Below are 26,410 nucleotides of genomic sequence, written 5' to 3'. Positions count from 1 at the left end.
CCGACTTGAGGTACGCCAAATGCAAACCTGCCCATTGCCATTCACAAACGTTTTAAAACGCAATCGCGAAGTTCGTCTTTGGCAAACGGCTGAGTTATTGCCGCGTCATATTGGCCTGAGTACGCTGAAATCAGTCGCCTGATCACACAACCAAGTGGCAGGTGTTCCCCAAGCGGATCTCAATAGGAAAAACAATATGGAAACGCTAGATGGAGTCGTTGTAGTCGGCGGTGGCCCCGTTGGACTTCTCACCGCGCTGAAGCTGGGTAAAGCCGGCATTCGCGTGGTTGTACTTGAAGCGGAATCGAGTGTTTCGCCGTCACCGCGCGCCGTCGCCTATATGCCACCGACCGCCGCCGCGCTGGATCGTTTCGGTCTGCTGGACGACATTCGCAAACGTGCGGTGTGGTGCCCCGACTTCGCCTACCGGCACGGCAACGGCGAGCTGATCGCCAAGATGGACTGGAGCGTCCTGGCCCAGGACACCGAGTATCCGTACATGTTGCTGCTGGGCCAGAACCACGTGTCCAACGTCATCGCCGAACACTTGCGCGCCTTGCCGAACGTCGAGATTCGCTGGAACCACCGGGTCGAAGAAGTCGATCAGGACGACAACTACGTGACCATCCAGACCTCTTCGCCTGGCGGCACCTCGAAGATCCGCGCCAAGTGGGTCGCGGCCACCGACGGCGCCCGTAGCACCGTACGCCAGAAGGTCGGCCTGACCTTTGACGGCATCACTTGGGGCGAGCGACTGGTCGCCACCAACGTGTTCTATGACTTCTCGCTGCACGGTTATTCGCGCGCCAACTTCGTCCACGATCCGGTCGACTGGGCGGTGGTGGTCCAGCTGGACAAGACCGGCCTGTGGCGCGTGTGCTACGGCGAAGACGCTTCGCTGTCGGACGCCGAGGTTCGCGCACGCCTGCCTGAGCGCTTCAAGCGCCTGCTGCCGGGTGCCCCGACCCCCGACCAATACCGCGTCGATCACCTCAACCCCTATCGGGTCCACCAGCGTTGCGCCGCCGAGTTCCGCAAGGGACGGGTAGTGCTCGCCGGCGATGCGGCCCATGCCACCAACCCGATGGGCGGCCTTGGTCTGTCCGGCGGCGTGCTGGATGCCGAACACCTGGCCGAAGCCCTGATCCGCGTGATCAAGGATGGCGATTCGACCAAGGTGCTGGACGAATACAGCGTGGATCGTCGCAAGGTGTTCCTGGAGTTCACCTCGCCAACCGCTACCGCCAACTTCACCTGGATGAAAGAAAGCGATCCGGCGCAGCGGGCCAAAGACGTGGCGATGTTCGAAAAGGCCGGTACCGATCTGAAGATCATGCGCGACTTCCTTCTGGACTTTGAAAAATTGAACGGTCGACGCGTGATAGAAAAAAAGTTACTCGCGGCATGAATTAAATAGCTTTGGAAAAACATGCTCTTTGTAGCAACAGGCTTTCGCCAGTTGCTACAAGTTGCTTGGCTTCAGAATTGTTCGAATGATTGTTTGATCAATGGATGTTTTTACGGAACACGATGTTCGTGAAAAACAACGTCGCCCTGCGCACGACTTTTAATTAATAAAAGCGGGCAGGGCGTCCCGAAATAATAAAAACAAGAATTGGGTACATCACATGAAATCAGCAAGGCATTTCAAGCGTGTGCCGTCACGCCCGTCGGTGCGTCACTTGCAACTGGCCATGACGGCTGCGTTGCTCGGTGCGCAAGGCTTTCCCGAGGTGGAGGCATTCCAGATCGATACCGGCAACCCCGACTACAACATCGCTTTCGACAACACCGTCAAATACAGCGCCGCCTGGCGTGTCGAGAAACAGAGCAATGCGGTCAGGCCCGCCTACAACCCCAACCTGGATGACGGCGACAACAACTTCAACCGTGGCCTGATTTCCGATCGCTTGGATCTGTTGTCGGAACTCGACATGAACTACAAGCGTCGCTACGGCGTACGGGTCAGTGGCGCGGCCTGGTATGACGATGTCTACAACAAGGGCAACGACAACCACAGCAACACGGTCAACAGCACCTCGGTGCGCAACGACCAGTTCACCTCCGATACCCGGAGCCTGCAAGGTCGCGATGGCGAGCTGATGGATGCGTTCGGTTACGGCAACTTCGACCTGGGGGACATGTCGCTGTCCCTGCGCGGCGGCCGCTATAGCCAACTCTATGGGGAAAGCCTGTTCTTCGGCGGCAACGGCATCGCCGTGGCCCAGGCCCCGGTCGACCTGATCAAGCTGCTCTCGGTGCCCAGTTCCACCTTCAAGGAAATCATCCGCCCGGTGGGGCAGATCGGCGGCAGTCTGCTGGTCAATCAGAACCTGACCCTTGGCGCGTACTACCAGTACCGCTGGGAACCTGCTCGCTTGCCGGCCGCTGGCAGCTACTTCAGTTTTGCCGACTTTGTCGGTGAGGGCGGTGAGTCTTTCATCATCGGCCCGGGACAGGCGTTGACCCGGGGCAAGGACATCGATGCGCGCAACTCGGGGCAGTATGGCTTCCAGGTCAAGCTCAAGGTCGATGATTTCGAATACGGCCTGTACGCCGCGCGTTTCCACGATCGCTTCCCGCAGTTCTACCTGCGGCCCGGGGAGGGCAACTACGGCATGGTGTACGGCGAGGGCATCCGCACGTTCGGCGCCAGTGTCAGCACCCTGATCGGCGAAACCAACGTCGCCGCCGAAGCCTCGGTGCGGCGCAATACCCCGTTGGCCGCCAGGGGCAATGTGGTGGTCGACCTGACCGGCACCGGTGACAACGACCATAACCCGCTGTACCCGGTGGGCAATACCTTCCATGCGCAAATCTCCGCCATTTCGGTACTGCCCGGCAGCACCTTGTGGGACGGCGCGACGCTGCTCGGTGAGGTGGCCTACAACCGCATCACCAGTGTCGACAAGAACGAGGATCAACTCGACCCCAACGTCACCCGCAACGCCAGTTCGCTGCGGATGCTGTTCACCCCGGAATACTTCCAGGTGTTCCCGGGTGTGGACATGACGATGCCCCTGGGCATCGGTTATGGCCTCAATGGCATCACGGCTGTTTCGGGCACCGGCTTCTCGCCTGAAGGCGGCGGTGACGCCACCGTCGGCCTGCAGTTCGACTACCGCAAAACCTGGCGCGGCGGCATCAACTTCACCCACTACTTCGGCAGTGCCGGCGGCATTGTCGACTCCTCCAACGCCCTCTCCGGCGATCAGGTCTACGCCGACCGAGATTTCGTTTCCATTTCCTTGCAGCGCACTTTCTAAGCCCCAGACATTCAGCCCCAGAAACTCAAGCCACGAAAGGAACATAAAAATGAACAAGACAATCCTCGGCTTTACCTTCATCACCGGCCTGGTCGGCGCGCTGCACGCGTCCGCAGCGGTCAGTCCGCAGGAGGCGGCAACCCTCGGCAATACCCTCACGCCACTGGGCGGGGAGAAGGCCGGCAACGCCAACGGCAGCATTCCAGCCTGGGACGGCGGCACCAAACAGGCTGCGGCCGCGGCGGGCAATCAGATCCCCGGTGACCTGTTCGCCGGCGACAAGCCTGTTCTGAAAATCACTGCCGCGAACATGGCGACCTACGCCGACAAACTCTCTGAAGGCACCCGCGCACTGCTGCAGAAATACCCGGACAGTTTCCACCTGGACGTCTATCCGACCCGCCGTACTGCCTCGGCACCGGACTACGTGTACAAGAACACCGCGCTCAACGCGGTCAATTGCAAGCTCACGCAAAACGGCCAATCGGTCGATGGCTGCTTTGGCGGCATTCCGTTCCCGGTGCCCAAGACCGGCCAGGAAGTCATCTGGAACTTCCTGTTGCGGGTCGAGCCCGAGGCCGTGGAGTACGGCTTCAAGAACGTGGTCCTGACCAGTGACGGCGGACAGACCCTGGCCACCCGCAACGACAACGCCTGGCAATACCCGTACTACTACCAGAAGGGCTCGGCCCAGGCCTGGTCCAAGGAATACTTCCTGCAGCGTTTCAGCACCACCGCACCGCCGTTCAAGGCCGGCGAGACCCTGGTGATCCGTGACAGCGCCGACCCGGCACAATCGCGCCAGGCCTGGCAGTATCTGGTCGGCCAGCGCCGCGTGCGCCGCGCCCCGACCGTGGCCTACGACACCCCGGATTTCGTCGCCTCCGGCGCCAACTATTTCGATGAGGTCCAGGGTTTCTTCGGCATGCCGGATCACTACGACTGGAAAATCGTCGGCAAGAAGGAAACCTACATTCCCTACAACACCAACGGCCAGGTGACCGCGCCGCTGGACAAGGCCTTCGTCGCGCACAACCTGAACCCCGACACCCTGCGCTGGGAACTGCACCGCACTTGGGTCGTGGAAGCGACCCTGGCACCGGGCAAACGCCACGCCGTGCCCAAGCGAACCTTCTATTTCGATGAAGACACCTGGTTGCTGACCCTGCTCGACGGCTACGACGCCGAAGGCAAACTGTGGCGCACCTCTCAAGTGTTGCCGTTCGTCGTGCCGTCGGTGCCGGCTGTGCTGATCAAGCCGGTAGCAGTATTCAACCTGCAGGCCGGCACGGTCAGTAACGTTCAGGCCCTCAACGGTGAAGGCTTCAAGGTGGTGCCGTTGAAACCTGAATCTTATTTCACCGGTGATGCAGTGGCGGCCGAAGGCGTGCGCTGACCTACACGAAAGTCGGCCCGGCGTACGGGCCGACCATCAACTGATCGGTGGGATTCTTGTGATGAGTTATCTGAATTTTCAGGGGCTGCGTCCGGCGCTGCGCGTCGTATTGCTGGGCGCCTTGCTGGCGGCGGCCGTACCCACAGTGGCCTGGAGTGCCTCGGCGGATTTGCTGGACACCCCGGCCGCTCTGGATCAACGGGCCACCCGGGCGGTGTTGCTGGCAGTCGCCCACGCCGGCCATCGGCTGGTGGCGGTGGGCGAGCGGGGAATCGTGCTGCTCTCCGATGACAATGGCATGAACTGGCATCAGTCCGTCGCGGTACCCAGCAGCGTCGCCCTCACGGCCGTGACCTTCGCCGATGCCGATAACGGTTGGGCGGTGGGACACGGTGGCGTCATCCTGCACAGCAGCGATGGCGGTCTCAACTGGAGTAGACAGCTCGATGGCAACCTCGCCGCACAGCTGGAACTGCAGGCCGCGCAGGCGCAGTCGGCGAGCGATCCCGAGGGCGCTTCGCGGCGTTTGAGCGCCGCCCGGCAACTGGTGGCGGACGGTGCGGACAAGCCTTTCCTGGCGGTGTATTTCGCCGATGCGCAGACCGGTCTTGTGGTGGGCGCCTATGGCCTGGCGATGTTGACCGAAGACGCAGGCCAGCACTGGCGCTCGGTGGGCAGTGAGCTGGACAACCCGGGCGGCATGCATTTGTACGCGATCCGTGGTGACGCCCAGGGCGTGATGATCGCCGGTGAGCAGGGCACCCTGTTGCGGGGTGCGGCGCTGGGGCAACGCTTCTCGCGGGTGCAGAGCCCTTACCAGGGCACCTGGTTCGGCGTGGTGCCGACCACGGGCCAGGCCCTGGTTTTCGGGCTCAAGGGCAACGCCTATGCCTTGGACGACAGCAACCGCTGGCAGGCGGTCGAGACCGGCGAGCGTAGCAGCCTCACCGCCGGCACCACCCTGGCCAATGGCAGCCTGGTGCTGGCCTGCGAAGGCGGGCGTTTGCTGCTCAGCCGCGACCACGGGCGAACGGTGCAGGCGATGACGGTGTCCGGCCTCGATGGCTCGACCATCACCGATGTCACGCAGGCCCTCGACGGCGCCCTGGTGTTGACCGGACCCCGTGGCGTCAAACGCGTGAATACCCCCACCGCTGAACAAGAGAACGCGCAATGAACGCTCATCATGGATTTAGCAAGGATGACGCCGATCTGCTGACCCAGCGCGGTTCCTGGGTGGAACGCCTGCTGTTCGGCCAACGCCTGTGGTTCGTGCTGCTGTGCGTGCTGGCGACCGGCTGGTTCGGCTACAAATCGGCGGGCCTGGAACTCAATGCCGCCTTCGAAAAAATGCTCCCCAGTGGGCACCCCTACATTGTCAATTACCTGCAGAATCGCTCGCAGTTGGCCGGCGCGGGCAATACGCTGCGCATCGCAGTGGAGGCCCGGGAGGGGAATATTCTCGACGCCCGATACCTGGAAGCGGTGAAGAAACTCACCGACGAACTGTTCCTGTTGCCGGCCGTGGATCGGCCTTACATGAAATCGCTCTGGACGCCAGCGGTGCGCTGGACCGCGGTCACCGAAGACGGGCTGGACGGCGGCCCGGTCATGCCGGACGACTATGACGGGTCGACGCGCAGCCTCGCGCAGGTACGTCAGAACATCGAGCGCTCCGGTGAAATCGGGCAGTTGGTTGCCGATGACTTCAAGTCCAGCATCATCCTGGTGCCGTTGCAGGAGCAACAGGCCAGCGATGCTTCGCCGATTGACTATCAGGCGCTGTCGCAACGCCTGGAGGCGCTGCGGGCCAAGTACAGCTCCGCCCGCATCGACATCCACATCACCGGCTTCGCCAAACTGGTCGGCGACCTGATCCAGGGCATGCATCAGGTGATGCTGTTTTTCCTGGTGGCGGCGGGGATCTGCCTGGCGATCCTGATCTGGTACACCCGCTGCCTGCGCAGTGCCGTGGTGGTGCTGACCTGCTCGCTGGTGGCGGTGGTGTGGTTGCTCGGCGCCCTGGCAAGCCTGGGTTTTGTGCTTGATCCGTATCTGGTGCTGGTGCCGTTTCTGGTGTTCGCCGTGGGCTTGAGCCACGGCGCGCAGAAGATGAACGGCATCACCCAGGACATCGGTCGCGGCATCGACCGCTTGATGGCCGCTCGCCTGACGTTTCGCCGGTTGTTCCTGGTCGGGCTGTCGGCATTGGTGTGCGACGTGGTGGGCTTTGCGGTGTTGATGGTGATCGACATCCCGGTGATCCAGGACCTGGCCATCTGCGCCAGCATCGGCGTGTCCATCCTGATCATCACCAACCTGATGCTGCTGCCGGTGCTGCTGTCCTACATCGGCGTCAGCGAGCGGGCGGCCCGCCGGGCTGTGATGGTCACTGAGGTCGAGGCACTGGATGCCAACCACGTCAAGCATCCGGCCTGGCGTTTCCTCGACCACTTCACCCAGCGCCGCTGGGCGAGCATCACATTGCTGGCGAGCCTGGTGCTGGCGCTGGTCGGCGTGGCCTACAGCACGCAACTGAAAATCGGCGACACCAACCCCGGCGCGCCGGAACTGCGCGCCGACTCGCGTTATAACCTGGATAACGCCTACATCGTCGGGCACTACGCGGCCAGCAGCGACGTGTACGTGGTGATGGTCAAAACCCCGCAGTTCGCTTGCGCCCTGTATGACACGGTGCGCACGGTCGACCGGCTGGAGTTCGAACTGTCCCAGGTGCCGGGCGTGGAGGGCACCAAGTCGCTGGCGGGGCTGGCCAAGAACGCCGCCACGGGCATGAGCGAAGGCAGCCTCAAGTGGTACGAGATCCCGCGCAATCAGGACATGCTCAACGCGATCATCACCCGCGCGCCACGGGAAATCTTCAACCAGAACTGCGACCTGCTGAGCGTCTATGTGTACCTGCGCGACCACAAGGCGGACACGCTGACCGGTGTGGTCAATGCCGTGGAAGACTTCGCCCGGCGCAACAACAGTGCCGACTATCGGTTCCTCAACGCGGCCGGCAACGCCGGGATCGAAGCGGCCACCAACATCGTGGTCAAGGAAGCCAACCGCAAGATGCTGCTGCTGGTGTACGCCGCCGTGATCATCATCAGCCTGGTGACCTTCCGCTCATGGCGGGCGGTGCTCTGCGCGGTGCTGCCATTGATGCTGACCTCGGTGCTGTGTGAGGCGCTGATGGTCTGGCTGAACATCGGGGTCAAGGTCGCGACATTGCCGGTGATCGCCCTGGGGGTCGGCATCGGCGTGGACTACGCGTTGTACATCATGACCGTGATGCTGCGTTACCTGCGCGAAGGCGTGAGCCTGTCCGAGGCCTATTACCGGGCGCTGCTGTTCACCGGCAAGATCGTGGTCCTGACCGGGGCGACCCTGGGCATCGCGGTGGCCACCTGGTACTTCTCACCGATCAAATTCCAGGCCGACATGGGCGTGCTGCTGGCCTTCATGTTCGTGTGGAACATGCTGGGGGCGCTGATCCTGCTGCCGGCGCTGGCGTACTTCCTGTTCAAGCCTGGCAAGACGGCCACGGCCGTTGTGTGATCGATAACTACAGAAGAACAAGTGAATCATGAAAGAAGGGCGGTTATGGAAACGGTAGAGGGCGTGGTGGTCGTCGGCGGGGGAAGCGTTGGGTTGCTGACGGCATTCAAACTGGGCAAGGCGGGTATCCGGGTATTGGTGCTCGAGGCCGGGTCGGGGGTGGCACCGGCGCAACATGCGGTCGCCTTCACGCCGCCGGCGCTGGCGGCGCTGGATCGGTTCGGTCTGCTCGATGATGTGCGCAAGCGTGCGGTGCTGTGCCCGGACCTCGCTTATCGTCACGCTGACGGCCGGGAAATCGCCAGGTTGCAATGGGACGCGTTGGCCCGGGACACTCATTACCCGTACCTGCTGTTGCTCGGGCAGAGGAACCTGTCCGCGCTGATCCGGGAGCGTCTGCGGGGCATGCCCAATGTCGAGATCCGTTGGAACCAGCGTGTCGAGGACATCGAGCAGAACGCGGACTACGTCACCCTGCATACCGCCAGCCCGGGCGGCAAAACCCGGTTGCGCTCGCCCTGGGTGGTCGGCGCGGATGGCGCCCGCAGTACCGTGCGGGAAAAGCTCGGCGTGAAGTTCAGCGGGCGCCAGTGGCCTGAGCGCATGGTGGCCCTGGATGTGTTTTATGACTTTGCCTTGCACGGCTTTTCCCGGGCCAATTTCATTCACGATCCGGCTGACTGGGCCTATGTCGTGCAGCTCGACAAGTCCGGCCTGTGGCGTGTCTGCTTCGAGGAAGATCCCTCGCTGACGGACGAGCAGGTTCGCCAACGCTTGCCCGAGCGGCTGAAAAGGTTGCTGCCGGGGGCGCCGACCCCTGATCAGTATCGCGTCGACGACATCGAGGCTTACCGGGTGCAGCAACGCTGCGTCAGCGAGTTCCGCCGTGGTCGGGTGGTGCTGGCCGGCGATGCCGCGCACACCAGTAATCCCATGGGCGGGCTTGGCCTGTCGGGGGCGGTACTGGAAGCGGAGCAACTGGCGGACGCCCTGATTGCTGTGGTCGACGATGACACCGCCGTGAGTGCCCTGGACCAGTTCGCGGCGCGTCGGCGCAATACCTTCCTCGAATTCACCTCTGCGAACGCCAGCGCCTACTTCACCGCGATGAAAGAAAGCGGTCCGATCCAACGGTCGCGGGATCTGGCGATGCTGGAAAAGGCCGGCAACGACCGTTCGCTGATGCGCAGGATTCTGCTGGATTTCGACAAGCTCAATGGCCAGCGCTCGCGTTCGATCACGGCGTGGGGCAGACGCGTGACGGGTAGTTCGAAGTGGCTTGCGCAGCGTACGGTGCGGGCGACTTCAAGGTCGGCGCTGGCGTTGGTGAGTGTCGTCAGGCAACGGCTAGCGGGGGCTCGTGCTGTGTAGCGGAAGGCTAGGCCAGCGGCTACACAGCCGCAGCTCATTCGGGATCGTCTTTTACCAGGCCCAGCCGGCGGTCCCATTCCGGTTCCATGGTGAACATGGAGGAGAGCAGTTCCAGGAACAACTTGACCTTGGCCGTCGTGCGGTGGGAGGTCGGGTATACGGCGGAAAAGCACGGCACTTCGGTTTCGTAGTCGGACAGTACGCGAACCAGGCGACCGTCGAGCAGGTCATCGCAGACCACCATGGTCGGCAGGTAGGCGATGCCCATGCCCCTGCGGGCGAACTCCTGGATCAACTGCACGCTGTTGGAGCGCAGGGCGGGCACCAGTGTCACTTCATCAGTTTTGGTGCCGTTGCTCAATGACCAGCGGTTGCGCCAGGGGTAATGCCGGTAGCAGGCGAAATCGTGCAGGCAGAGGTTGTCGGGGGTCAGGACAGGGTCGCGGGTACCCAGGTATTCGGGGGTGGCGACGAACACGCCGCGCATCAGGAACAGGCGCCGCTCGATCAAGGCTTCCGAGGCGGGCGGGAAGATCTGCAGCACGATGTCGTAGCCTTCCTGCACCGGGTCTACGACTTGATCGTTGGAAAAGATATCGAAATCGACCTTCGGGTGACGCTTCCTGAACTCGTCGATGATGGTCGGCATATGCTTGAGCGCAAAGCCGTTCAGGGCTGCCACCCGCAGCGTGCCGGTGACCGCCGCCGAGGTTTCCCGTGAGCGCTGCGCCAAAGATTGCATGTGATCGATCAGGTCGTGGCATTCGGAGTAATACGAAGCACCGGCCTCGGATAACTTCACCGCTTTGCTGGAACGATGAAACAGTGAAACACCCAGGTGTTCTTCAAGCTGCTGGACGCGGGTGGTAATGACCGATCGGGCAACGCCGATGTGCTTGGCCGCATTCGAAAAATTGCCAGCCTCCGCGGCCCTTACGAATGCTTCGATACTCAGGTAAATGTCCATTCAGTGCCTCTGCTGCTTTTATTGTGATCAGCTTTACTGCGGGCGTCTTGGTCCCTGGCCGTGTCGAGTGGACAACAGCGTCAGGGACCGATATCGATACTGAAACACTATGCAGGCAAATTCAATCCGGCCGGTTTTGCGTGCCGTCGCTGTAGGTTCGGCGATTGCGAACAAGGTGTTTTGGATAGCGCGCGGGTACTCCCCCGTTTTCGAGTTGGCTGACAGACCGCTTTCGCGAGCAAGCCCGCTCCCACATGGGCCCTGCATAGACAGGTCCAATTGTGGGAGCGGGCTTGCTCGCGAAGCGGCCGGCCCATCCACCCTTCATGCCGATGCCACTCAGCGAACCGAGCGCACCAGAATCGACTCATCGATCTGGTCAATGGACGTCACCCCTGTCAGGGTCATGGCCACGCGCATCTCTTTAGCGAAAATATCCAGCATGTTTTCCACCCCACGCTGGCCGTCGGCCGCAAGGGCATAGGCCATCGAGCGGCCGAGCAGCACGCCTTTGGCACCCATCGCCAGCATGCGCACCACGTCCAGCCCCGAACGAATGCCGGAGTCCACCAGCACGCTCAGGTCATTGCCGATCGCCTGCATGATCGGTGGCAGGGCATTGGCGGTGGAGAGTACGCCGTCGAGCTGCCGGCCGCCGTGGTTGGACACCACGATGCCATCGGCACCGAAGCTCACCGCGTCGCGGGCGTCCTGGGGGTCGAGGATGCCCTTGATGATCATCGGGCCCTTCCAGAAATCGCGGATCCACTCCAGGTCGCTCCAACTGATCGACGGATCGAAGTTGTTGGCCAGCCAGCCCATGTAGTCCTCCAGCGTCACGGCCTTGCCCAGGTATCGGGAGATATTGCCCAGGTCGTGCGGGCGCCCCATCAGGCCGACGTTGAAGGCCCAGTACGGCCGGGTCATGGCCTGGAGCATGCGCCGCGAGGAGGCGAACGGGCCGGACATGCCCGAATGCGCATCGCGGTAGCGGGCGCCGGGGGTGGGCATGTCGACGGTGAACACCAGGTTCTGCACACCGGCGGCTTTGGCCCGTTCCAGGGCGTTGCGCATGAAGCCCCGGTCTTTGAGCACGTACAGCTGAAACCAGATCGGCTGCTGCGCATGCTGGGTGACTTCCTCGATCGAACACACCGACACGGTCGACAGGCACAACGGGATGCCCTTGTTCTGCGCCGCCTTGACCGCCTGCACTTCACCGCGGCGAGCGAACATGCCGGTCAGGCCCACCGGCGCCAGCACGATGGGCATCGCCTGGCGCTGATTGAACAGGGTGGTTTCCAGGCTCAGGGCCTCGACATTTTTCAAGATGCGCTGGCGCAGGCTGACGTGGCTCAGATCCGCGCTGTTGGCCCTGAGCGTGTGCTCGGCATAAGCGCCGCCATCGATGTAATCGAACAAGAAACGAGGGAGTTTGCGCCGTGCCGCTTCGCGGTAGTCCGATGCAGACGAGATGATCATAGTGGTGCAGGCCTTGTGCTGATGAGTGAGGGCAGCGCCCGACGAATTCACAGCAGGTTAGCGCATGGGGCCTGCATTGCGCTGCATTCAAATCACATTCGCCATCCCTTGCAGGTGCTCATCCAAAACCGGCACCAAAAGAACTTCCGGGTGAACTTGATCACCCCGGATTTCCCGTATCAAGCCACCCGGGGCACAGGCTGGCGTTCGAGGCTGACGATGCTCGCGTTGGCGCGCCTGACGCTTGTTCAATGGCCGCGAATGTACTGCTCCAGTTGCTCGATCAGTTGGTCCTGCTCGGCAATCATGGCCTTGACGATATCGCCGATGGACAGCATGCCGATCAACTGACCGCCGTCGACCACCGGCAAGTGACGCAGAAAACGACTGGTGAACAGCGCCATGCATTCACGGATGGTTTGCTTGGGGTCCACGGTGAGCACGGGCGAACTCATGATGTCGGCGACCTGCAGATCGTTGGCCGAATGGCCGTGGCGATTGACCTTGCGCACGTAATCGCGCTCGCTGACGATGCCAGTCAGGCGACCGTCCTCCACCACGGGCAGGGCACCGATGTTACGCAAGGCCATCAGGCTCAGGGCATCGTCGACCGTACTGTGCGGCGCGATCGTGTAGAGATTCTGCTTCTGCTTGGAAGTGAGTAGCTGGGCCACCGTTTTCATCGAAAAACCCCTCGTGCGTAATTGTTATGTTGATCACCACAAAATCTGCGATACCGCCGATCGACTGTGGGAGCGGGCTTGCTCGCGAAGGCGTTGGGTCAACGAACGAATAAGTTGACTGACACTGCGCTTTCGCGAGCAAGCCCGCTCCCACAATGACCGTGCCGGACAGAAAATTTGCGTCAGACTGCAATCCTGTGGGCGCGGGCTTGCTCGCGAAGGCGTCCTTAAAGGCACACCCCATCGCCTGTTCCTGCACTCGCAGTGCGGCAAAAAGATTAAGCGTCAGAAAATCCCAAGACAATCCGATAATCGATTAAATGTTCGTTTATCGAACGAAAGCAGGGTCAGCGCGCCTCATGCTGCTTGCGATACGCCCCCGGCTGCACACCCACCGCTTTGGCGAACGCCCGGGTGAAGGCGGCGATGGATTGGTAGCCGACGGCGGCGCAGGCCTGTTCGACGGTGTGGTTGCTTCTGAGCAGTTGGCAGGCGTGGCGGATGCGCAGGGCCAGCAGGACCTGGCCGGGGGATTGGCCGGCCAGTTCGTTGAAGCGCTTGAAGAAGGCCGAGCGGGAAAGGCCGGTGCAGGCGGCCATGCTTTCCAGGCTCCAGGGGTTTTGCGGGTGTGCGATCAACTGGTCCAGCAGGGGTGCGAATTGCGCATGGCGCGCCAGTGCCACCAGGCCGCCGAGGGTCGGGTTGTCTGCCACCTGCTGGCGCAGCACGTAGAGAAACAGCAGATGGCTGAGCCGTTCGAGCATGGCAGAAGAGGGGGCCGGCTCACGCTGGCATTCTTCCAGGATCATCTCGAACAGTGCCCGCGCTGCCTTCGAGGACGGATCCCCCGCACGCAGGATGATCCAGTCCGGCAGGCTTTCGATGATCAGCGACGACAACCCCGATTTGAAATGGAAGAAGCCGCAGACCAGACCCACGCCGTCCCGCGCCTGGGGTTCCAGTTCGGTCATGGCCATGCGCGGCAGCTCCCGCGCGGCGGTGCTCGACTGCGCACTGGAGAGGCGGTAGCGCAGGTCGCGCAACAGGAACACCGCGTCCCCGGCATTCAGGGCATGGGCCTGCTCATCACCGTCGATGTGCAGCCAGCACTGCCCCTGCACCACCAGATGAAAACTGGAGCGCGCCAGGCCGTGGGTGCTGGCGTGCCAGCCGCCGCAATATCGGCCGACATGGAACAGGCTGGCCTCAAGCTCCAGGCTTTCTAATAACCAATCAACCAGTGGGCTCGACGAATTCATCTAATGGAAACACTCAAGAGCAAGTAATCGCTACTTTAGAATATGGATCGGAATTCTTATAACCAACAGACTTGCCGGACACCCCATTCAAGGAGTCCACTCCATGTCACGCGTCACTCTACATACCCTGCAAAGCGCACCGGAAGCGGCCAAACCCTTCCTGGAAAATGCCCAGAAGGCCAGCGGCTTCATCCCTAACCTGTTGGCCGTGCTGGCCAACGCCCCGGCCGCGCTGGAAACCTACGTTACGGTATCGGGGCTCAATGGCAAGTCCGAACTGAGCCTGGCCGAGCGCGAGGTGGTGCAACTGGTGGCGGCCACCACCCACGGTTGCGATTTCTGCGTCGCCGGCCACACCGCCGTGGCACTGAACAAAGCCAAATTGCCGGACGAAGTGGTCAGCGCCCTGCGCGAACAGGCAACCCTGCCGCAAGAGAAACTTGAAGTGCTGGCCGCCTTCGCCCGCGAAGTGATCGCCACCCGTGGCAAGGTCAGTGACAGCACTTTCAACACCTTCAAGGCCGCCGGCTACACCGAGGGCAATGCCCTGGAAGTGATCCTCGGCGTGAGCCTGGCAACCCTGTGCAACTTCGCCAACGTCTTCGCCGACACCCCGCTCAACCCCGAACTGGCCCGCTACGGCGTGAAATTGGGGCAGTGATTCAAACCGCATCGGTCATGGCCGATGCCGGACTAACCGAACAGGAGGCCGCGACATGTTGAATCCGGCATTGAGTCAATGGCTGGACAGCCACGCCCAGGCACTGGACCAGGGCGATTGCGACCCGGAGCAGGTGCTGGCGCAACTGGCCAGCGCCGAGGTGCTGCGCGTTGGCATCAGTGAGACGTCGGGCGGCAGCGGCGGCGATCTGGGCGACGCGATCGAAACCCTGGCGCAGGTGGCCAGCCATTCCCTGGCGGCGGCGTTCGTGTTCTGGGGGCAGCGCGCCTTCATCGAATACCTGCTGCAAAGCCCTAACATCGGTTTGCGGGATCGCTTGCTGCCGTCGCTGCTCAGTGGCGAACTGGCTGGGGCGACAGGGCTGTCGAACGCCATGAAATTCCTGTCCGGTATCGAGGCGCTGCAAGTGCGCGCCCGTGCCGAGGCCGACGGCTGGACCCTCAACGGTCGACTGCACTGGGTGACCAACCTGCGCAAGAGCGGCTTCGTGGTGGCGGCGGCCATCGAACACGAGGAGGGCGGTTCGCCGTTCATTCTGGCGATCCCGGACGATGCAAGCGGTGTGCAGCGTTCCAAGGACTTGCAACTGATGGGCCTGCAATCGAGCAACACCGCGGCCATTGAATTGGCCCAGGTGAACCTCAGTCGCGAATGGCTGCTGCATGAAGACGCGCGCACATTCCTGCCGGCCGTGCGCCCGGCGTTCCTCGGGTTGCAATGCGGCTTGGCCATCGGCCTGGCGCGCCGTGCCTTAAGCGAAGTGCAGACGCATTTGCACGACAGCCGTTCGATCCTGTCGCAGCCGTTGCTGGAGCAACGTCAGTATCTGGAACGCACGGTCAGCGAGTTGAAAAGCGGTGTGCTCGACGGGCGTTTCCTGGCCGCACCGGCGGCGCTGTTCAAGCTGCGCATCGCCCTGGCAGAATCCGCCGCCGAAGCCGTACAGCTTGAGCTTCAGAGCAGCGGTGGCAAGGCCTACCTGAGCGAGCATGGCAGCGGATTCGCCCGGCGTTGGCGCGAGTCGGCGTTCGTGCCGATCGTCACCCCGAGCCTGGTGCAACTGCGCGCCGAGTTGCAGCGCCAGGAACGGGAAGCGGCGGCATGACCGGGCCGTTACTGCACGCGCAAGGCATTGCGCTGGGCTACCCGAAAGAGCAAGGCTGGCACACGGTCCTGGAACAGTTCGACCTGCAATTGCAACCCGGGGAAGTGGTGTCGATCCTTGGCCCCAGCGGTGTCGGCAAATCCAGCCTGTTGCGGGTGCTGGCCGGTTTGCAGGCGCCCCATCGCGGCAGCGTGAGCCTGCTCGGCGAACCCCTGGACGGTCCGCACCCACGGGTGGCCGTGGCGTTTCAGGACCCGAGCCTGTTGCCTTGGCTGACCCTGGAAGACAATGTTGCCTTCGGTCTGGACTTCACCCGTCAGCCACACCTCAACCGCGAAGAACGCAAGGCGCGGATCGACCACGCGATCGCTGCCGTCGGCCTGCAACACGCCAGGCTGCGACATCCGGCGCAGTTGTCCGGGGGCATGGCCCAGCGTACCGCGCTGGCCCGTTGTCTGGCCCGCCAGCCGCAAGTGCTGCTGCTGGACGAACCCTTCGGCGCGCTGGACGAAGTGACCCGCGCCGACATGCAACAACTGCTGCTGCAAGTCATTGCCCGGCACAACACCGCCGCGGTGTTGATCACCCACGACATTGACGAAGCCCTGCTGCTCTCCGAGCGGATTCTGCTACTGGGTAACAGCCCGGCGCGGACCCTCGGCGAGTGGCGCATCGACCTGCCTCAGCCCCGTGCCGAGCTGGTGGAGGAACTGGGCGCACTGCGTATCGATATTCTCAAAACCCTTCGGCGGGCGAGCCGCAATCCCTCAATCCAACCCTTGCCCGAACCGTCGGAGATTGACCATGTGCCTGGACGACTTCACTCACACCCGTCGTGACTTCCTCAAACTCAGCGCCTTGCTGACCGCCGCCGGCGCCTTGCCGCTGCTCAACAGCCTGCAGGCCCGCGCCGCGTCGGAGCCGGATTCCCCGGTGCGCATCGGCTATCTGCCGATCACCGACGCCACGCCGCTGCTGGTGGCGCACAACAACGGCTTGTTCGAGGCTGAAGGCATCAAGGCCGAACGCCCGGTGCTGTTGCGCAGTTGGGCGCAGGTGATCGAGGCGTTCATCTCAGGCCAGGTCAACGTGATTCACCTGCTGTCGCCGATGACCGTGTGGGCGCGTTATGGCAGCAAGGTGCCGGCCAAAGTCGTGGCCTGGAACCATGTCGGCGGCTCGGGCCTGACCGTTGCGCCGAACATCACCGAGGTCAAGCAACTGGGCGGGCAATCGGTGGCGATTCCGTTCTGGTACTCGGTGCACAACGTGGTGGTGCAGCAGCTGTTGCGCGACAACGGCCTGGTGCCGGTGAGCAAACCCGCCGGCAGCGCGCTGGCGGCCAACGAAGTCAATCTGCTGGTGCTGGCACCGTCGGACATGCCCCCGGCACTGGCCAGCAAACGCATCGCCGGCTACATCGTCGCCGAGCCGTTCAACGCACTGGCCGAAGAGCTGAAGGTTGGCCGCGTGCAGCGCTTCACCGGTGATGTGTGGCGCAACCACGCCTGCTGCGTGGTGTTCATGCATGAGCAGGACCTGAACGATCGCCCCGAGTGGTCGCAGAAGGTGGTCAACGCCATCGTCAAGGCCCAACTGTGGACCCGGGACAATCGCGCCGAGGCGGCGAAGTTGCTGTCCAAGGACGGCGCCAATCGCTACACGCCCCATGCGCCGCAAGTGTTGGACCGCGTGCTGGTGGCCAACTCCGCCGCGCGGGAACAGTACCTGGCCGACGGCGCCATCCAGCACAGTCACTGGGATGAACAGCGCATCGACTTCCAGCCGTATCCGTTCCCCAGCTACACCGAAGAGCTGATCAAGCGCCTCAAGGACACCCTGATCGAGGGCGACAAAGGCTTTCTGGCCAGCCTCGATCCGCAGTTTGCCGCCCGTGACCTGGTGGACGACCGCTTCGTGCGCAAGGTCATCGAGGAGGTCGGCGGGCTCAAGGCGTTTGGCTTGCCGGACGGTTTCGAACGCCGTGAGGAGTTCAGCCTGTGATCAGCCCGCCTACCCGACCGCTGTTCAATGCCGTGCTGGGCGTGGCGGGGCTGGCCTGCCTGCTGCTGTGCTGGTGGCTGGGTGTGCGCTGGTTTGCCGGCGCCGATGGCATCGGCGCACGGTTTTCCCCGCAGGCGACCCTGGTCAGCCTGGTGGAGTTGCTGGGCAATCCCGTGGTGTATGAACACGTGCTGGTCAGCCTCAAGCGCATCCTGATCGGGCTGCTGTTGGCGCTGCTGATCGGCGTGCCGCTGGGGTTGATGATCGGCAGCTACCGCAACCTCGAGGCCGCGACCACGCCGGCGTTCCAGTTCCTGCGGATGATCTCGCCGCTGTCCTGGATGCCGGTGGTGGTGATGCTGATGGGGGTGGGCGACCAGCCGATCTACTTCCTGCTGACCTTCGCCGCGATCTGGCCGATCCTGCTCAACACCGTCGCCGGCGTGCGCCAGCTCGACCCACGCTGGCTGCAGCTCAGTCGCAGCCTCAGCGCCACCCGTTGGGAAACCCTGCGCAAAGTGATCCTGCCCGGTGTGCTCGGCCATGTGCTGACCGGCGTGCGCCTGTCCATCGGCATTCTGTGGATCGTGCTGGTGCCCTGCGAAATGCTGGGTGTCAGCGCCGGGTTGGGGTACTTCATCCTCGATACCCGGGATCGGCTGGCGTATTCGGAACTGATGGCGATGGTGCTGCTGATCGGTGCCTTGGGTTATGCGCTGGATGCCGGGGCGAGGGCGTTGCATCGGCGGGTGACACAGGGCTGATCACGCCGCAAATGCAACATTCGCGAGCGACCCAAGACCCTGTAGGCGCACAGCTTGCTGGCGATGGCGGTAGGTCAGTCGGCATCCATGCTGGATGTGCCGGCCTCTTCGCGAGCAAGCCCGCTCCCACAGGGTTGTGTGTCGCTGGCGATGGCGGTGTGTCAGTCGACATCAAGGCTGGATGTGCCGGCCTTTTCGCGAGCAAGCCCGCTCCCACAGGCTCAGGGTTTTGGCTGGGCTTTGTTTTTTTCTTCGATCTTCGCGTCCACCGCGGCGCGGATCTGGTCGATGCTGAAGCTCGCCGGTTTCTGGCTGGGTGGGTATTCGATGAAGGTTTGCAGGAACCTGGCGGCCTTGGCTACCCCGGCGGCCAGCAGGTAGGAGTTCTTCACGGTCCAGTCGTAATACTGGTCGGAGACTGTGTCTGCCCGTTCATACGGGTCCATGCGCAGGTTGAACAGTTTCGGCACGCGCAACGGTACGAACGGGCTGCTCCAGACCGCGAAACCGCCTGGCTCGCGCTGTTCGGCGAACACCACTTTCCAGTTGTCGTACCGCATCGACACCAGCACGCCGTCGTCGTTGAAGTAGTAGAACTCGCGACGCTCGCCTTTGGGCTTTTGCCCGGTCAGGTAGGGCAATTGGTTGTAGCCGTCCAGGTGCACCTTGAAGTTGGTGCCGCCTGAGGTCGGCGCCCAGCCCTTGAGCAGTTTGTCCTTGACCTCGGTGTCGCCGGCGGCGGCCAGCAGCGTCGGGAACCAGTCCATGCCCGAGAACATCTCGTTGGAGACTTCACCGGCCTTGATCTTGCCCGGCCAGCGAATGATCGCCGGTACGCGATAGGCGCCTTCCCAGTTGGAGTTCTTCTCGTTGCGAAACGGCGTGGTCGCCGCGTCCGGCCAGGAGAACTGGTTCGGGCCGTTGTCGGTGGTGTAGACGACGATGGTGTTGTCGGTGATTTTCAGGTCGTCGAGGGTCTTCAGCAGTTTGCCGACATCGCCGTCGTGCTCGAGCATGCCGTCGGCATAGTCATTGCCGGGCATGCCGCTCTGGCCCTTCATCGAATCGCGCACATGGGTGAACAGGTGCATGCGCGTGGTGTTCATCCAGACGAAGAACGGCTTGTCCGCTTTGGCCTGCTTCTCGATGAAGGATTGGGCGGCGGCGGTGGTCTCGTCGTCGATGGTTTCCATGCGCTTGGCAGTCAGCGCGCCGGTGTCTTCGATCTTGCCGTCGGCGTAGCTGTGGATCACGCCACGGGGCGTGCGGGACTTGACGAAGTCCGGGTCATCCTTGGGCCAGTAAGGGCGCTCGGGTTCCTCCTCGGCGTTGAGGTGGTAGAGGTTGCCGAAGAACTCGTCGAACCCGTGGTTGGTCGGCAGGAATTCGTCCTTGTCGCCCAAGTGGTTCTTGCCGAACTGTCCGGTGGCGTAGCCTTGGGATTTGAGGGCCTGGGCGATGGTGATGTCGCGTTTCTGGATACCGATCGGCGCCCCGGGAACCCCGACCTTGGTCAGGCCGGTGCGCAGTGGCGACTGACCGGTGATGAACGACGAGCGCCCGGCGGTGCAGCTGTTCTCCGCGTAATAGTCGGTGAACAGCATGCCTTCATGGGCGATGCGATCGATGTTGGGCGTCTTGTAGCCGACCACGCCCATGGAATAGGCGCTGATGTTGGTCTGGCCGATGTCGTCGCCGAAGATCACCAGGATGTTGGGTTTTTCGGCAGCCCCGGCCGTTGTCGAAATTGCCATGACCGTCGTCGCCAGCAGGGCGAGTTTCGGCAGCCACTTGATTATGCGAGTCATCTGACTGGCTCCTTGTTGTCGGGCGTCGCGGTCCGCGACCACCGGCCATGTTCAAGGCTGGTCGGTTGGCTGGCACCACCCGTGTCGGGTAGTGAGGTGGTGCGGATCGATGCCGATCACATGTGGGAGCGGGCTTGCTCGCGAAAGCGATGGGTCAGTCAATGATGTGTTGACTGACCCTCAGCTATCGCGAGCGAGCTCGCTCCTACAGGGGGCCGCGATCGATGTGCAACACGGCGCCGGTCACGCTGGCGCCGGCGGCGCTGGCCAGGAGCAGCAGGGGGCCGTTGAGCTCCTGCAGTTCGGCGTCCCTGGCCCGGCCGGGGGCGATGACGTTGACGCGGATGCGGTGGGGTGTCAGCGACTGGGCCATGGCGCGACTCATGCGGATCAGGCTGCTGTTGGGGCGCAGGCACGGGTTGGGCTCGGCGATAGGGCGCGGTGGCGGATCGATGTTGACGATGCTGCCGCCGCGCTCGGCCTTGATCATGTGCAGGCTGGTGCAGTGCACCAGATGATTGTTCAAGGCAATGTGTTCGTGTTCGGCGCTGTTGTTGATCAACACGTCGACGCTGCCGAAACGCGCCTGCACAGCGTCAAGGGCCGCCTCGATGCTCGGGCGACGGGCGCTGTCGAGGGCGACGACCAACACTTCGCCGCCTTCCCAGCGCAGGTCCGCCGCCAGATGTTCGAGGTGCGCAGGCTGTTGCCCGCCCAGCGCCACGCGAGCGCCTGCACGGCTGATCAGACGGGCAAAATGCGCGCCCAGGCGGGTGCCGGCATCGGCCACCAGCACGGTCTTGCCGGCCATGCAAAACGGTTGCATGAGGTCGGTCACGGGCGCACCTCCGTCATCGCGCAACGACGGGTAATCAGCGGGCGCGCGGTCGATACCCGGGGCGACGGGACGGGCGTGGCGCCGAGCATTTTCATGACCAGTTCCGAGTAGTGACCGATCACGTCATCGATGCTGCGCCGGCCGTCCGCCCGGTACCAGACGCAAGCGTGGGTGAGCATGTTGAACAGGGTGCGAGCCATCAGCTTCGGTTCGGCGCAACTGAGCGAACCTTCCTTGACCCCTTGTTCCAGCAGCTCTTGCAGTGCATTGAGGTACAGGCGCCGGGTGTGGCGGACCTGCGCCATGTCCTCTTCGTCGAGGCTTCGAAATTCAAGATTGCCCAGCATGGCTTCATCCTGGTGTTCCAGGTGATAACGCATGTGGCAGTTGATGAAGGCGCGCAGCCTGACATCGGCGCTGGCGCTTCTGGGGCGGCGGCGTTTCCATTCCCGGGACAGCCCCTGGAAATATTCCAGGATCAGTTCCAGCAACAGTTCGTTCTTGCCCTTGTAGTAGAGGTAAAGCGTCGAGGCGTTGATGCCGGCTTCGCTGGCGAGTTGGCGCAGGCTCATGGACCCGTAGCCGTTTCGCGAGATCAGTTTGATGGCGGCCAGGCGGATGTTGCTTTCAGTCATGTTCATGGTGGGGTCCTGCGTTCCTGCTTTACTGCGGTCCTGTAGGAGCGAGCATGCTCGCGAAAATATCCGCGACACCGCAGAGTGCCAGGCTTCCCGCGTTTTCGTTGACGTCCATCGCGAGCGTGCTCGCTCCTACAGGGACAGTTGCAGTGACGGTTATTGCAGATCGCCGGCCACAGCGATGGTTTGCGCGGTGATGTAGTTCGACTCCGGCGAGCAGAACAGGTACACGGCGTCGGCTGCCTCTTTCACGGTGCCAGGGCGACCCAATGGGTTGCGTTGGCTGAACGACCTGGCCGCCTCCGGGCTGATGCCGACACGAATGTCACGGCCTTCGATGCTCACAGTCGCACCGGCGTGGGCGTCGGCGCTGGTCATGCGGGTTTCGATGAAACCGAACGCCACGGCGTTGACGTTGACTTTGAAACGGCCCCATTCACGCGCCAGTGCCCGGGTCATGCCGAGCACGCCGGCCTTGGCCGAGGAGTAGTTCATCTGCCCGGCGTTGCCTCTGAGCGCCGACACCGACGAGATGTTCACCACTTTGCGGAACACTTCGCGCTCGGCCGCCGCATCGGCCTGGGCCTGGGCCTTGATGATCGGGTAGGCGGCACGCAGGATGCGGAACGGCGCGGTCATGTGGCAGTCGAGGATCGCGTACCACTGTTCGTCCGTCATCTTCTGGATCACGTCGTCCCAGGTATAGCCGGCGTTATTGACGATGATGTCGATGGCGCCGAAGTTGTCCATTGCAGTCTTGACGTAGCGGTCACCGAAGTCCGGGGCGCTGACGTTGCCGTGGCAGACAGCGGCTTCGCCACCCAGCTTGCGGATCATTTCAGCGGTCTCGTGGGCCGGATCGGCGTCCAGGTCGTTGATCACGATACGCGCGCCTTCGCTCGCCAGTTTCAGGGCGATCTGCTGGCCGATGCCACGACCGGAACCGGTGACCAGTGCGACTTTGCCTTCGAGTTTTGCCATGGGATGTTGCTCCTCAATTGTCGGTTTTATTCAGAGAGCGATCACGGCGTCACCAACGATCTTGGTTTCGCCATATTGATTGGTGGTGCGCACTTCGACCTTGATCCGTTGTTCGCCCTCAACCTCAAAGCGATCGACGACCGTGCTGGTGCAGGTGATCTGGTGGCCCAGGTGGGTGATGCCGAGAAAGCGCACGCCGAATTCGCGCAACTGACGCTGATCGACCCATTGGGTCAGCAGGCGACCGAGGTAGGCCATTGACAGCATGCCGTGGGCGAACACGTCGGGCATGCCGGCGCGGCGGGCGTAATCGGTGTCGATGTGGATGGCGTTGTGATCCCCCGACGCACCGGCGAACAGCGCCAGGGTGGTGCGGTTGATCGGCGCCAGGGCCAGGGGCGGCAGGCTGTCGCCGACGTTGATTTTTTCCAGGCTAATCGCGTTCATCTGTGTTCTGCGCCTCAGTTGCGTTGCACGAGCACGCTGCGCAAGTCCGCGACGTGCTCACCGTGCTGATTGGTCACTCGGGTTTCGCGTACCACGAACTCCAGGGCGCCGCCTTTCTTGTCGTAGATGTCGGCGATTTTCACGTCGAAGCGCAGGGTGTCGCCGGCATACGCCATGCGGTGATAACGGAACGACTCTTCACCGTGGAGGATGCGCGCGGTGACGATTCCCAGTTCGTCGCGCCAGGCGTTGGACGGGATCTGGAATTCCAGCGAGAACAGGAAGGTCGGCGGCAGCGGCAGATTGGGATAGCCGGCGTCGCGGGCGGCCTGTTCGTCGAAATAGATCGGGTTGGTTTCCCCGGTGGCCTTGGCGAAGAAGCGCAGTTGCCCGGCTTCGGCGGTGGCGAGGAACGTCGGCAATTGTCGGCCGATGTGTTTCTTGTCGATCATCAAATGGCTCCTGTGCTGAACGGGCGCGTCAGTTTTTCTGGTACACGGTCACCACGCAGGCGCCGCCCAGGCCGAGGTTGTGCTGCACGGCGATGCGTGCGTTCTGTACCTGGCGCTGCTCGGCGGTGCCGCGCAGCTGGTGGGTCAGCTCAAAGCACTGGGCCAGGCCGGTGGCGCCCAGCGGATGGCCCTTGGAGAGCAGGCCGCCGGACGGATTGGTTACCCACTTGCCGCCGTAGGTGTTGTCGCCGTCGTTGACCAGTTGCTCGCCAGCCCCTTCGGCGCACAGGCCCAGGCCTTCGTAGGTCAGCAGCTCGTTCTGCGCAAAGCAGTCATGCAACTCGATCACGTCGACGTCTTGCGGGCCGATGCCGGCCTGGTTGTAGGCGATGTCGGCGGCCATGCGGGTCATGTCGAAACCGACCACGCGGATCATGTCCATGGCGTCGTAGGTGCTCGGCAGGTCGGTGGTCAGGGCCTGGCCGGCCATCAGCACGTCGGTGCGCAGGCCGTGTTTTTTGGCGAAGGCTTCAGAGACCACGATTGCCGCGGCAGCGCCACAGGTCGGCGGGCAGGCCATCAGGCGGGTCATCACGCCTTCCCAGAGCATCGGCGCGGCCATGACTTCCTCGGTGCTGACCACGTTGCGGAACACCGCCAGTGGGTTGTTGGCAGCGTGGCGGCTGGCCTTGGCGCGGATCTTGGCGAAGGTGTCCAGTCGGGTGCCGTACTTCTGCATGTGGGCGTGACCGGCACCGCCGAACTGGCGGATCGCGTTGGGCAGTTCCGGCATGCCGATCAGTTCGTTGGCCAGCAACAGGGCGCGCTCGGTGGCCGGTGCGCGGTCGGTCCAGGCGGATTTCAGGGCGCCGGGGTTCATGTGCTCGAAACCGAACGCCAGGGCGCATTCCACGGCGCCGCTGGCCACGGCCTGACGGGCCAGGAACAGGGCACTGGAACCGGTCGCGCAGTTGTTGTTGACGTTGATCAGCGGGATGCCGGTCATGCCCACGCGGTACAGGGCCTTCTGGCCGCAGGTGGAATCGCCGTAGACGTAGCCGGCGTAGGCCTGCTGGATGTCGTTGAAGTCCAGGCCCGAATCGGCCAGGGCCTGGCGGATCGCCTGTTCGCCCATGACGTCGTAGGGCTCGTTGGTCCCCGGTTTCTTGAACTGGATCATGCCGACGCCAGCCACGAACACTTTTGCGCTCATCGTGATTTTCCTTGTTGTTTTTGAGGGTTCAGAGCTTGCGCGCGATCAGTTCGCGCATGACTTCACTGGTGCCGCCGTAGATGCGGTTGACGCGGCAATCGACGAAGGCGCGGGCGATCGGGTACTCCATCATGTAGCCGTAGCCGCCGTGCAACTGGACCATGTCGTCGATGCATTTCCACAGGGTTTCGGTGGTGTAGAGCTTGGCGATCGCCGCTTCTTCAAGGGTCAGGCGCCGACGCATGTGTTCGCCCAGGTAGTGGTCGACCATCACCCGCATGGCGGTGGCCTGGGCCTTGATGTCGGCGAGCTTGAATTTGCTGTTCTGGAAGTCCCACACGGTCTGGTTGAAGGCCTTGCGGTCCTTGACGTATTCGGTGGTCTGCTCCAGCAGGCGCTCGAGCTTGGCGGCGGCGGAAATGGCGATGGAGAAGCGTTCCTGGGGCAGTTCGCCCATCAGGTAGGTGAAGCCCAGGCCTTCTTCGCCGAGGCGGTTGGCCACCGGCACGCGGACGTTGTCGAAGAACAGCTCGGCGGTGTCGGCGGCGGCCTGGCCGACTTTCTCCAGTTTGTTGCCACGCTTGAAACCGGCGCGGCTGGCTTCGACGGCGATCAGGCTGATGCCCTTGGCGCCGGCGGCGGGATCGGTCTTGCACACGACGATCACCAGGTCGGCGGTCAGGCCGTTGCTGATGAAAGTCTTGCTGCCGTTGATCACGTACTCGTTGCCATCGCGTATGGCGGTGGTGCGCACGGCCTTGAGGTCGCTGCCGGTGCCGGGTTCGGTCATGGCGATGGCGAGGATGGTTTCGCCGGAGCAGATGCCGGGCAGCCAGCGCTGTTTCTGTTCTTCGTTGCCGCAGCGGTTGATGTAGGGGGCGATGACGTCCGAGTGCATGCTGAAGTAGGCGCCGCTCACGCCGGCCCTGGCGAACTCTTCGTTGAACACGGCGCTGTGGCCGAAATCACCGCCGCCGCCACCGTATTCGGTGGGCAGGGTGATACCGAGCAACCCTTCGCGACCGGCCTTGAGCCAGGTTTCCCGGTCGACTTGGCCGGCCTTGTCCCACTCGGCCTGGCGCGGCAGGCATTCACGCTCGAAAAAACGCCGCACGGTGGTGCGGAACATCTCATGGTCGTCGCGAAAAACGGTTCGGGCGATATGCACGCAAGACTCCTCAATGATCACGGCCCGGCTGGCGCCGGACGCTGATGCAAGGCGCAAGGTGCGCCTGATGACTGAGGGTTACGATAGGGCGGGGCGCCAGGCCGAACGCCACCCGAGGCGGGTGGCGGGGGGAAATCCCGTAGGAGCGAAGCTTGCTCGCGATGGCGGTGTGTCTGGCGACATTGATGTTGAATGTGCCGGCCTCTTCGCTGGCAAGCCAGCTCCCACAGTTGATCCGGATAGCCACCCATATTTGTGGCCGACACATCACCCCTGTGGGAGCGGGCTTGCTCGCGAAGGCGGAGTGTCAGGCGCCAGTGAT

Annotated in this window: 23 protein-coding genes; 11 read left to right on the top strand and 12 right to left on the bottom strand. The window is 62.9% G+C overall.

Annotated features, from left to right (window positions below; translation table 11 throughout):
• Window positions 1-196 precede the first annotated feature (196 nt).
• The 6 genes from B0W55_RS11840 (at window position 197) to B0W55_RS11815 (ending at window position 9,597) form a co-directional block, all read left to right on the top strand.
• Window positions 197-1,408: an NAD(P)/FAD-dependent oxidoreductase gene (locus tag B0W55_RS11840; protein ID WP_077046181.1), complete on the top strand. Its 1,212-nt coding sequence runs from the start codon at window positions 197-199 to the stop codon at window positions 1,406-1,408.
• Between the two features lie 220 nt (window positions 1,409-1,628).
• Window positions 1,629-3,266 carry a DUF1302 domain-containing protein gene (locus B0W55_RS11835; protein ID WP_077046180.1) on the top strand — a complete coding sequence of 546 codons (1,638 nt, stop codon included), beginning with the start codon at window positions 1,629-1,631 and terminating at the stop codon, window positions 3,264-3,266.
• 49 nt (window positions 3,267-3,315) lie between these two features.
• Complete coding sequence (locus B0W55_RS11830; protein WP_077046179.1) at window positions 3,316-4,662, top strand: DUF1329 domain-containing protein; 1,347 nt, start codon at window positions 3,316-3,318, stop codon at window positions 4,660-4,662.
• 61 nt (window positions 4,663-4,723) lie between these two features.
• Window positions 4,724-5,839 carry a YCF48-related protein gene (locus tag B0W55_RS11825; RefSeq protein WP_077046201.1) on the top strand — a complete coding sequence of 372 codons (1,116 nt, stop codon included), beginning with the start codon at window positions 4,724-4,726 and terminating at the stop codon, window positions 5,837-5,839.
• A complete protein-coding gene (locus tag B0W55_RS11820; RefSeq protein WP_077046178.1) occupies window positions 5,836-8,226 on the top strand; it encodes an RND family transporter in 2,391 nt (796 codons plus the stop codon). Before B0W55_RS11825 ends, B0W55_RS11820 begins: the two co-directional genes overlap by 4 nt.
• Before the next feature lie 45 nt (window positions 8,227-8,271).
• Window positions 8,272-9,597, top strand: coding sequence for an NAD(P)/FAD-dependent oxidoreductase (locus B0W55_RS11815; RefSeq protein ID WP_077046177.1), 1,326 nt, complete (start codon window positions 8,272-8,274; stop codon window positions 9,595-9,597).
• A 34-nt stretch (window positions 9,598-9,631) separates the two neighbouring features.
• Here B0W55_RS11815 and B0W55_RS11810 read toward each other — a convergent pair whose 3' ends face one another.
• The 4 genes from B0W55_RS11810 to B0W55_RS11795 form a co-directional block, all read right to left on the bottom strand.
• Window positions 9,632-10,564 (bottom strand): LysR family transcriptional regulator, encoded by a 933-nt coding sequence (locus tag B0W55_RS11810; RefSeq protein WP_077046176.1) that lies wholly within the window; start codon window positions 10,562-10,564, stop codon window positions 9,632-9,634.
• Between the two features lie 339 nt (window positions 10,565-10,903).
• On the bottom strand, window positions 10,904-12,046 hold the full coding sequence (gene lldD / locus B0W55_RS11805) for an FMN-dependent L-lactate dehydrogenase LldD (protein WP_077046175.1): 1,143 nt from the start codon (window positions 12,044-12,046) through the stop codon (window positions 10,904-10,906).
• Between the two features lie 248 nt (window positions 12,047-12,294).
• Window positions 12,295-12,729 carry a CBS domain-containing protein gene (locus tag B0W55_RS11800; RefSeq protein WP_077046174.1) on the bottom strand — a complete coding sequence of 145 codons (435 nt, stop codon included), beginning with the start codon at window positions 12,727-12,729 and terminating at the stop codon, window positions 12,295-12,297.
• Window positions 12,730-13,076: 347 nt separating this feature from the next.
• Window positions 13,077-13,988: an AraC family transcriptional regulator gene (locus B0W55_RS11795; protein WP_077046173.1), complete on the bottom strand. Its 912-nt coding sequence runs from the start codon at window positions 13,986-13,988 to the stop codon at window positions 13,077-13,079.
• Between the two features lie 103 nt (window positions 13,989-14,091).
• On the opposite strand from B0W55_RS11795, the gene B0W55_RS11790 reads away from it, so the two are divergent.
• Genes B0W55_RS11790 through B0W55_RS11770 form a run of 5 tightly spaced genes read left to right on the top strand, consistent with a single transcriptional unit; the run spans window position 14,092 to window position 18,543 of the window.
• Window positions 14,092-14,649 carry a carboxymuconolactone decarboxylase family protein gene (locus B0W55_RS11790; protein ID WP_077046172.1) on the top strand — a complete coding sequence of 186 codons (558 nt, stop codon included), beginning with the start codon at window positions 14,092-14,094 and terminating at the stop codon, window positions 14,647-14,649.
• A 55-nt stretch (window positions 14,650-14,704) separates the two neighbouring features.
• Window positions 14,705-15,775, top strand: coding sequence for an acyl-CoA dehydrogenase family protein (locus B0W55_RS11785; RefSeq protein ID WP_077046171.1), 1,071 nt, complete (start codon window positions 14,705-14,707; stop codon window positions 15,773-15,775).
• Window positions 15,772-16,614: an ABC transporter ATP-binding protein gene (locus B0W55_RS11780; protein ID WP_077046170.1), complete on the top strand. Its 843-nt coding sequence runs from the start codon at window positions 15,772-15,774 to the stop codon at window positions 16,612-16,614. Before B0W55_RS11785 ends, B0W55_RS11780 begins: the two co-directional genes overlap by 4 nt.
• Complete coding sequence (locus B0W55_RS11775; protein WP_077046169.1) at window positions 16,580-17,779, top strand: ABC transporter substrate-binding protein; 1,200 nt, start codon at window positions 16,580-16,582, stop codon at window positions 17,777-17,779. Before B0W55_RS11780 ends, B0W55_RS11775 begins: the two co-directional genes overlap by 35 nt.
• A 20-nt stretch (window positions 17,780-17,799) precedes the next feature.
• Window positions 17,800-18,543, top strand: a complete 744-nt coding sequence (locus B0W55_RS11770; protein WP_175645501.1) for an ABC transporter permease — start codon at window positions 17,800-17,802, stop codon at window positions 18,541-18,543.
• A gap of 221 nt (window positions 18,544-18,764) precedes the next feature.
• On the opposite strand, the gene B0W55_RS11765 is transcribed toward B0W55_RS11770, so the two are convergent.
• From B0W55_RS11765 to B0W55_RS11730, 8 genes are all read right to left on the bottom strand, one after another.
• The gene (locus tag B0W55_RS11765) at window positions 18,765-20,351 is read right to left on the bottom strand and encodes an arylsulfatase (protein WP_077046168.1); all 1,587 of its coding nucleotides are present in this window, start codon (window positions 20,349-20,351) and stop codon (window positions 18,765-18,767) included.
• Window positions 20,352-20,556: 205 nt separating this feature from the next.
• Window positions 20,557-21,189, bottom strand: coding sequence for an SDR family NAD(P)-dependent oxidoreductase (locus B0W55_RS11760; protein WP_077046167.1), 633 nt, complete (start codon window positions 21,187-21,189; stop codon window positions 20,557-20,559).
• The gene (locus B0W55_RS11755; protein ID WP_077046166.1) at window positions 21,186-21,830 is read right to left on the bottom strand and encodes a TetR/AcrR family transcriptional regulator; all 645 of its coding nucleotides are present in this window, start codon (window positions 21,828-21,830) and stop codon (window positions 21,186-21,188) included. The genes B0W55_RS11760 and B0W55_RS11755 overlap by 4 nt, the downstream gene beginning before the upstream one ends.
• Window positions 21,831-21,983: 153 nt before the next feature.
• Complete coding sequence (locus B0W55_RS11750) at window positions 21,984-22,808, bottom strand: SDR family NAD(P)-dependent oxidoreductase (protein ID WP_077046165.1); 825 nt, start codon at window positions 22,806-22,808, stop codon at window positions 21,984-21,986.
• Between the two features lie 30 nt (window positions 22,809-22,838).
• Complete coding sequence (locus tag B0W55_RS11745) at window positions 22,839-23,255, bottom strand: MaoC family dehydratase (protein WP_077046164.1); 417 nt, start codon at window positions 23,253-23,255, stop codon at window positions 22,839-22,841.
• A 14-nt stretch (window positions 23,256-23,269) separates the two neighbouring features.
• Window positions 23,270-23,707 (bottom strand): MaoC family dehydratase N-terminal domain-containing protein, encoded by a 438-nt coding sequence (locus B0W55_RS11740; RefSeq protein ID WP_077046163.1) that lies wholly within the window; start codon window positions 23,705-23,707, stop codon window positions 23,270-23,272.
• A gap of 28 nt (window positions 23,708-23,735) precedes the next feature.
• A complete protein-coding gene (locus B0W55_RS11735) occupies window positions 23,736-24,920 on the bottom strand; it encodes a lipid-transfer protein (RefSeq protein WP_077046162.1) in 1,185 nt (394 codons plus the stop codon).
• A gap of 28 nt (window positions 24,921-24,948) precedes the next feature.
• Window positions 24,949-26,049 carry an acyl-CoA dehydrogenase family protein gene (locus B0W55_RS11730; protein WP_256576275.1) on the bottom strand — a complete coding sequence of 367 codons (1,101 nt, stop codon included), beginning with the start codon at window positions 26,047-26,049 and terminating at the stop codon, window positions 24,949-24,951.
• Between the last annotated feature and the right edge of the window lie 361 nt (window positions 26,050-26,410).

The sequence above is a fragment of the Pseudomonas sp. KK4 genome, assembly GCF_001984065.1.
Taxonomy (GTDB): Bacteria; Pseudomonadota; Gammaproteobacteria; order Pseudomonadales; family Pseudomonadaceae; genus Aquipseudomonas.
The sequence above is the reverse complement of the archived record's forward strand: the minus strand, read 5'-3'. Positions and strand labels throughout refer to the sequence as shown.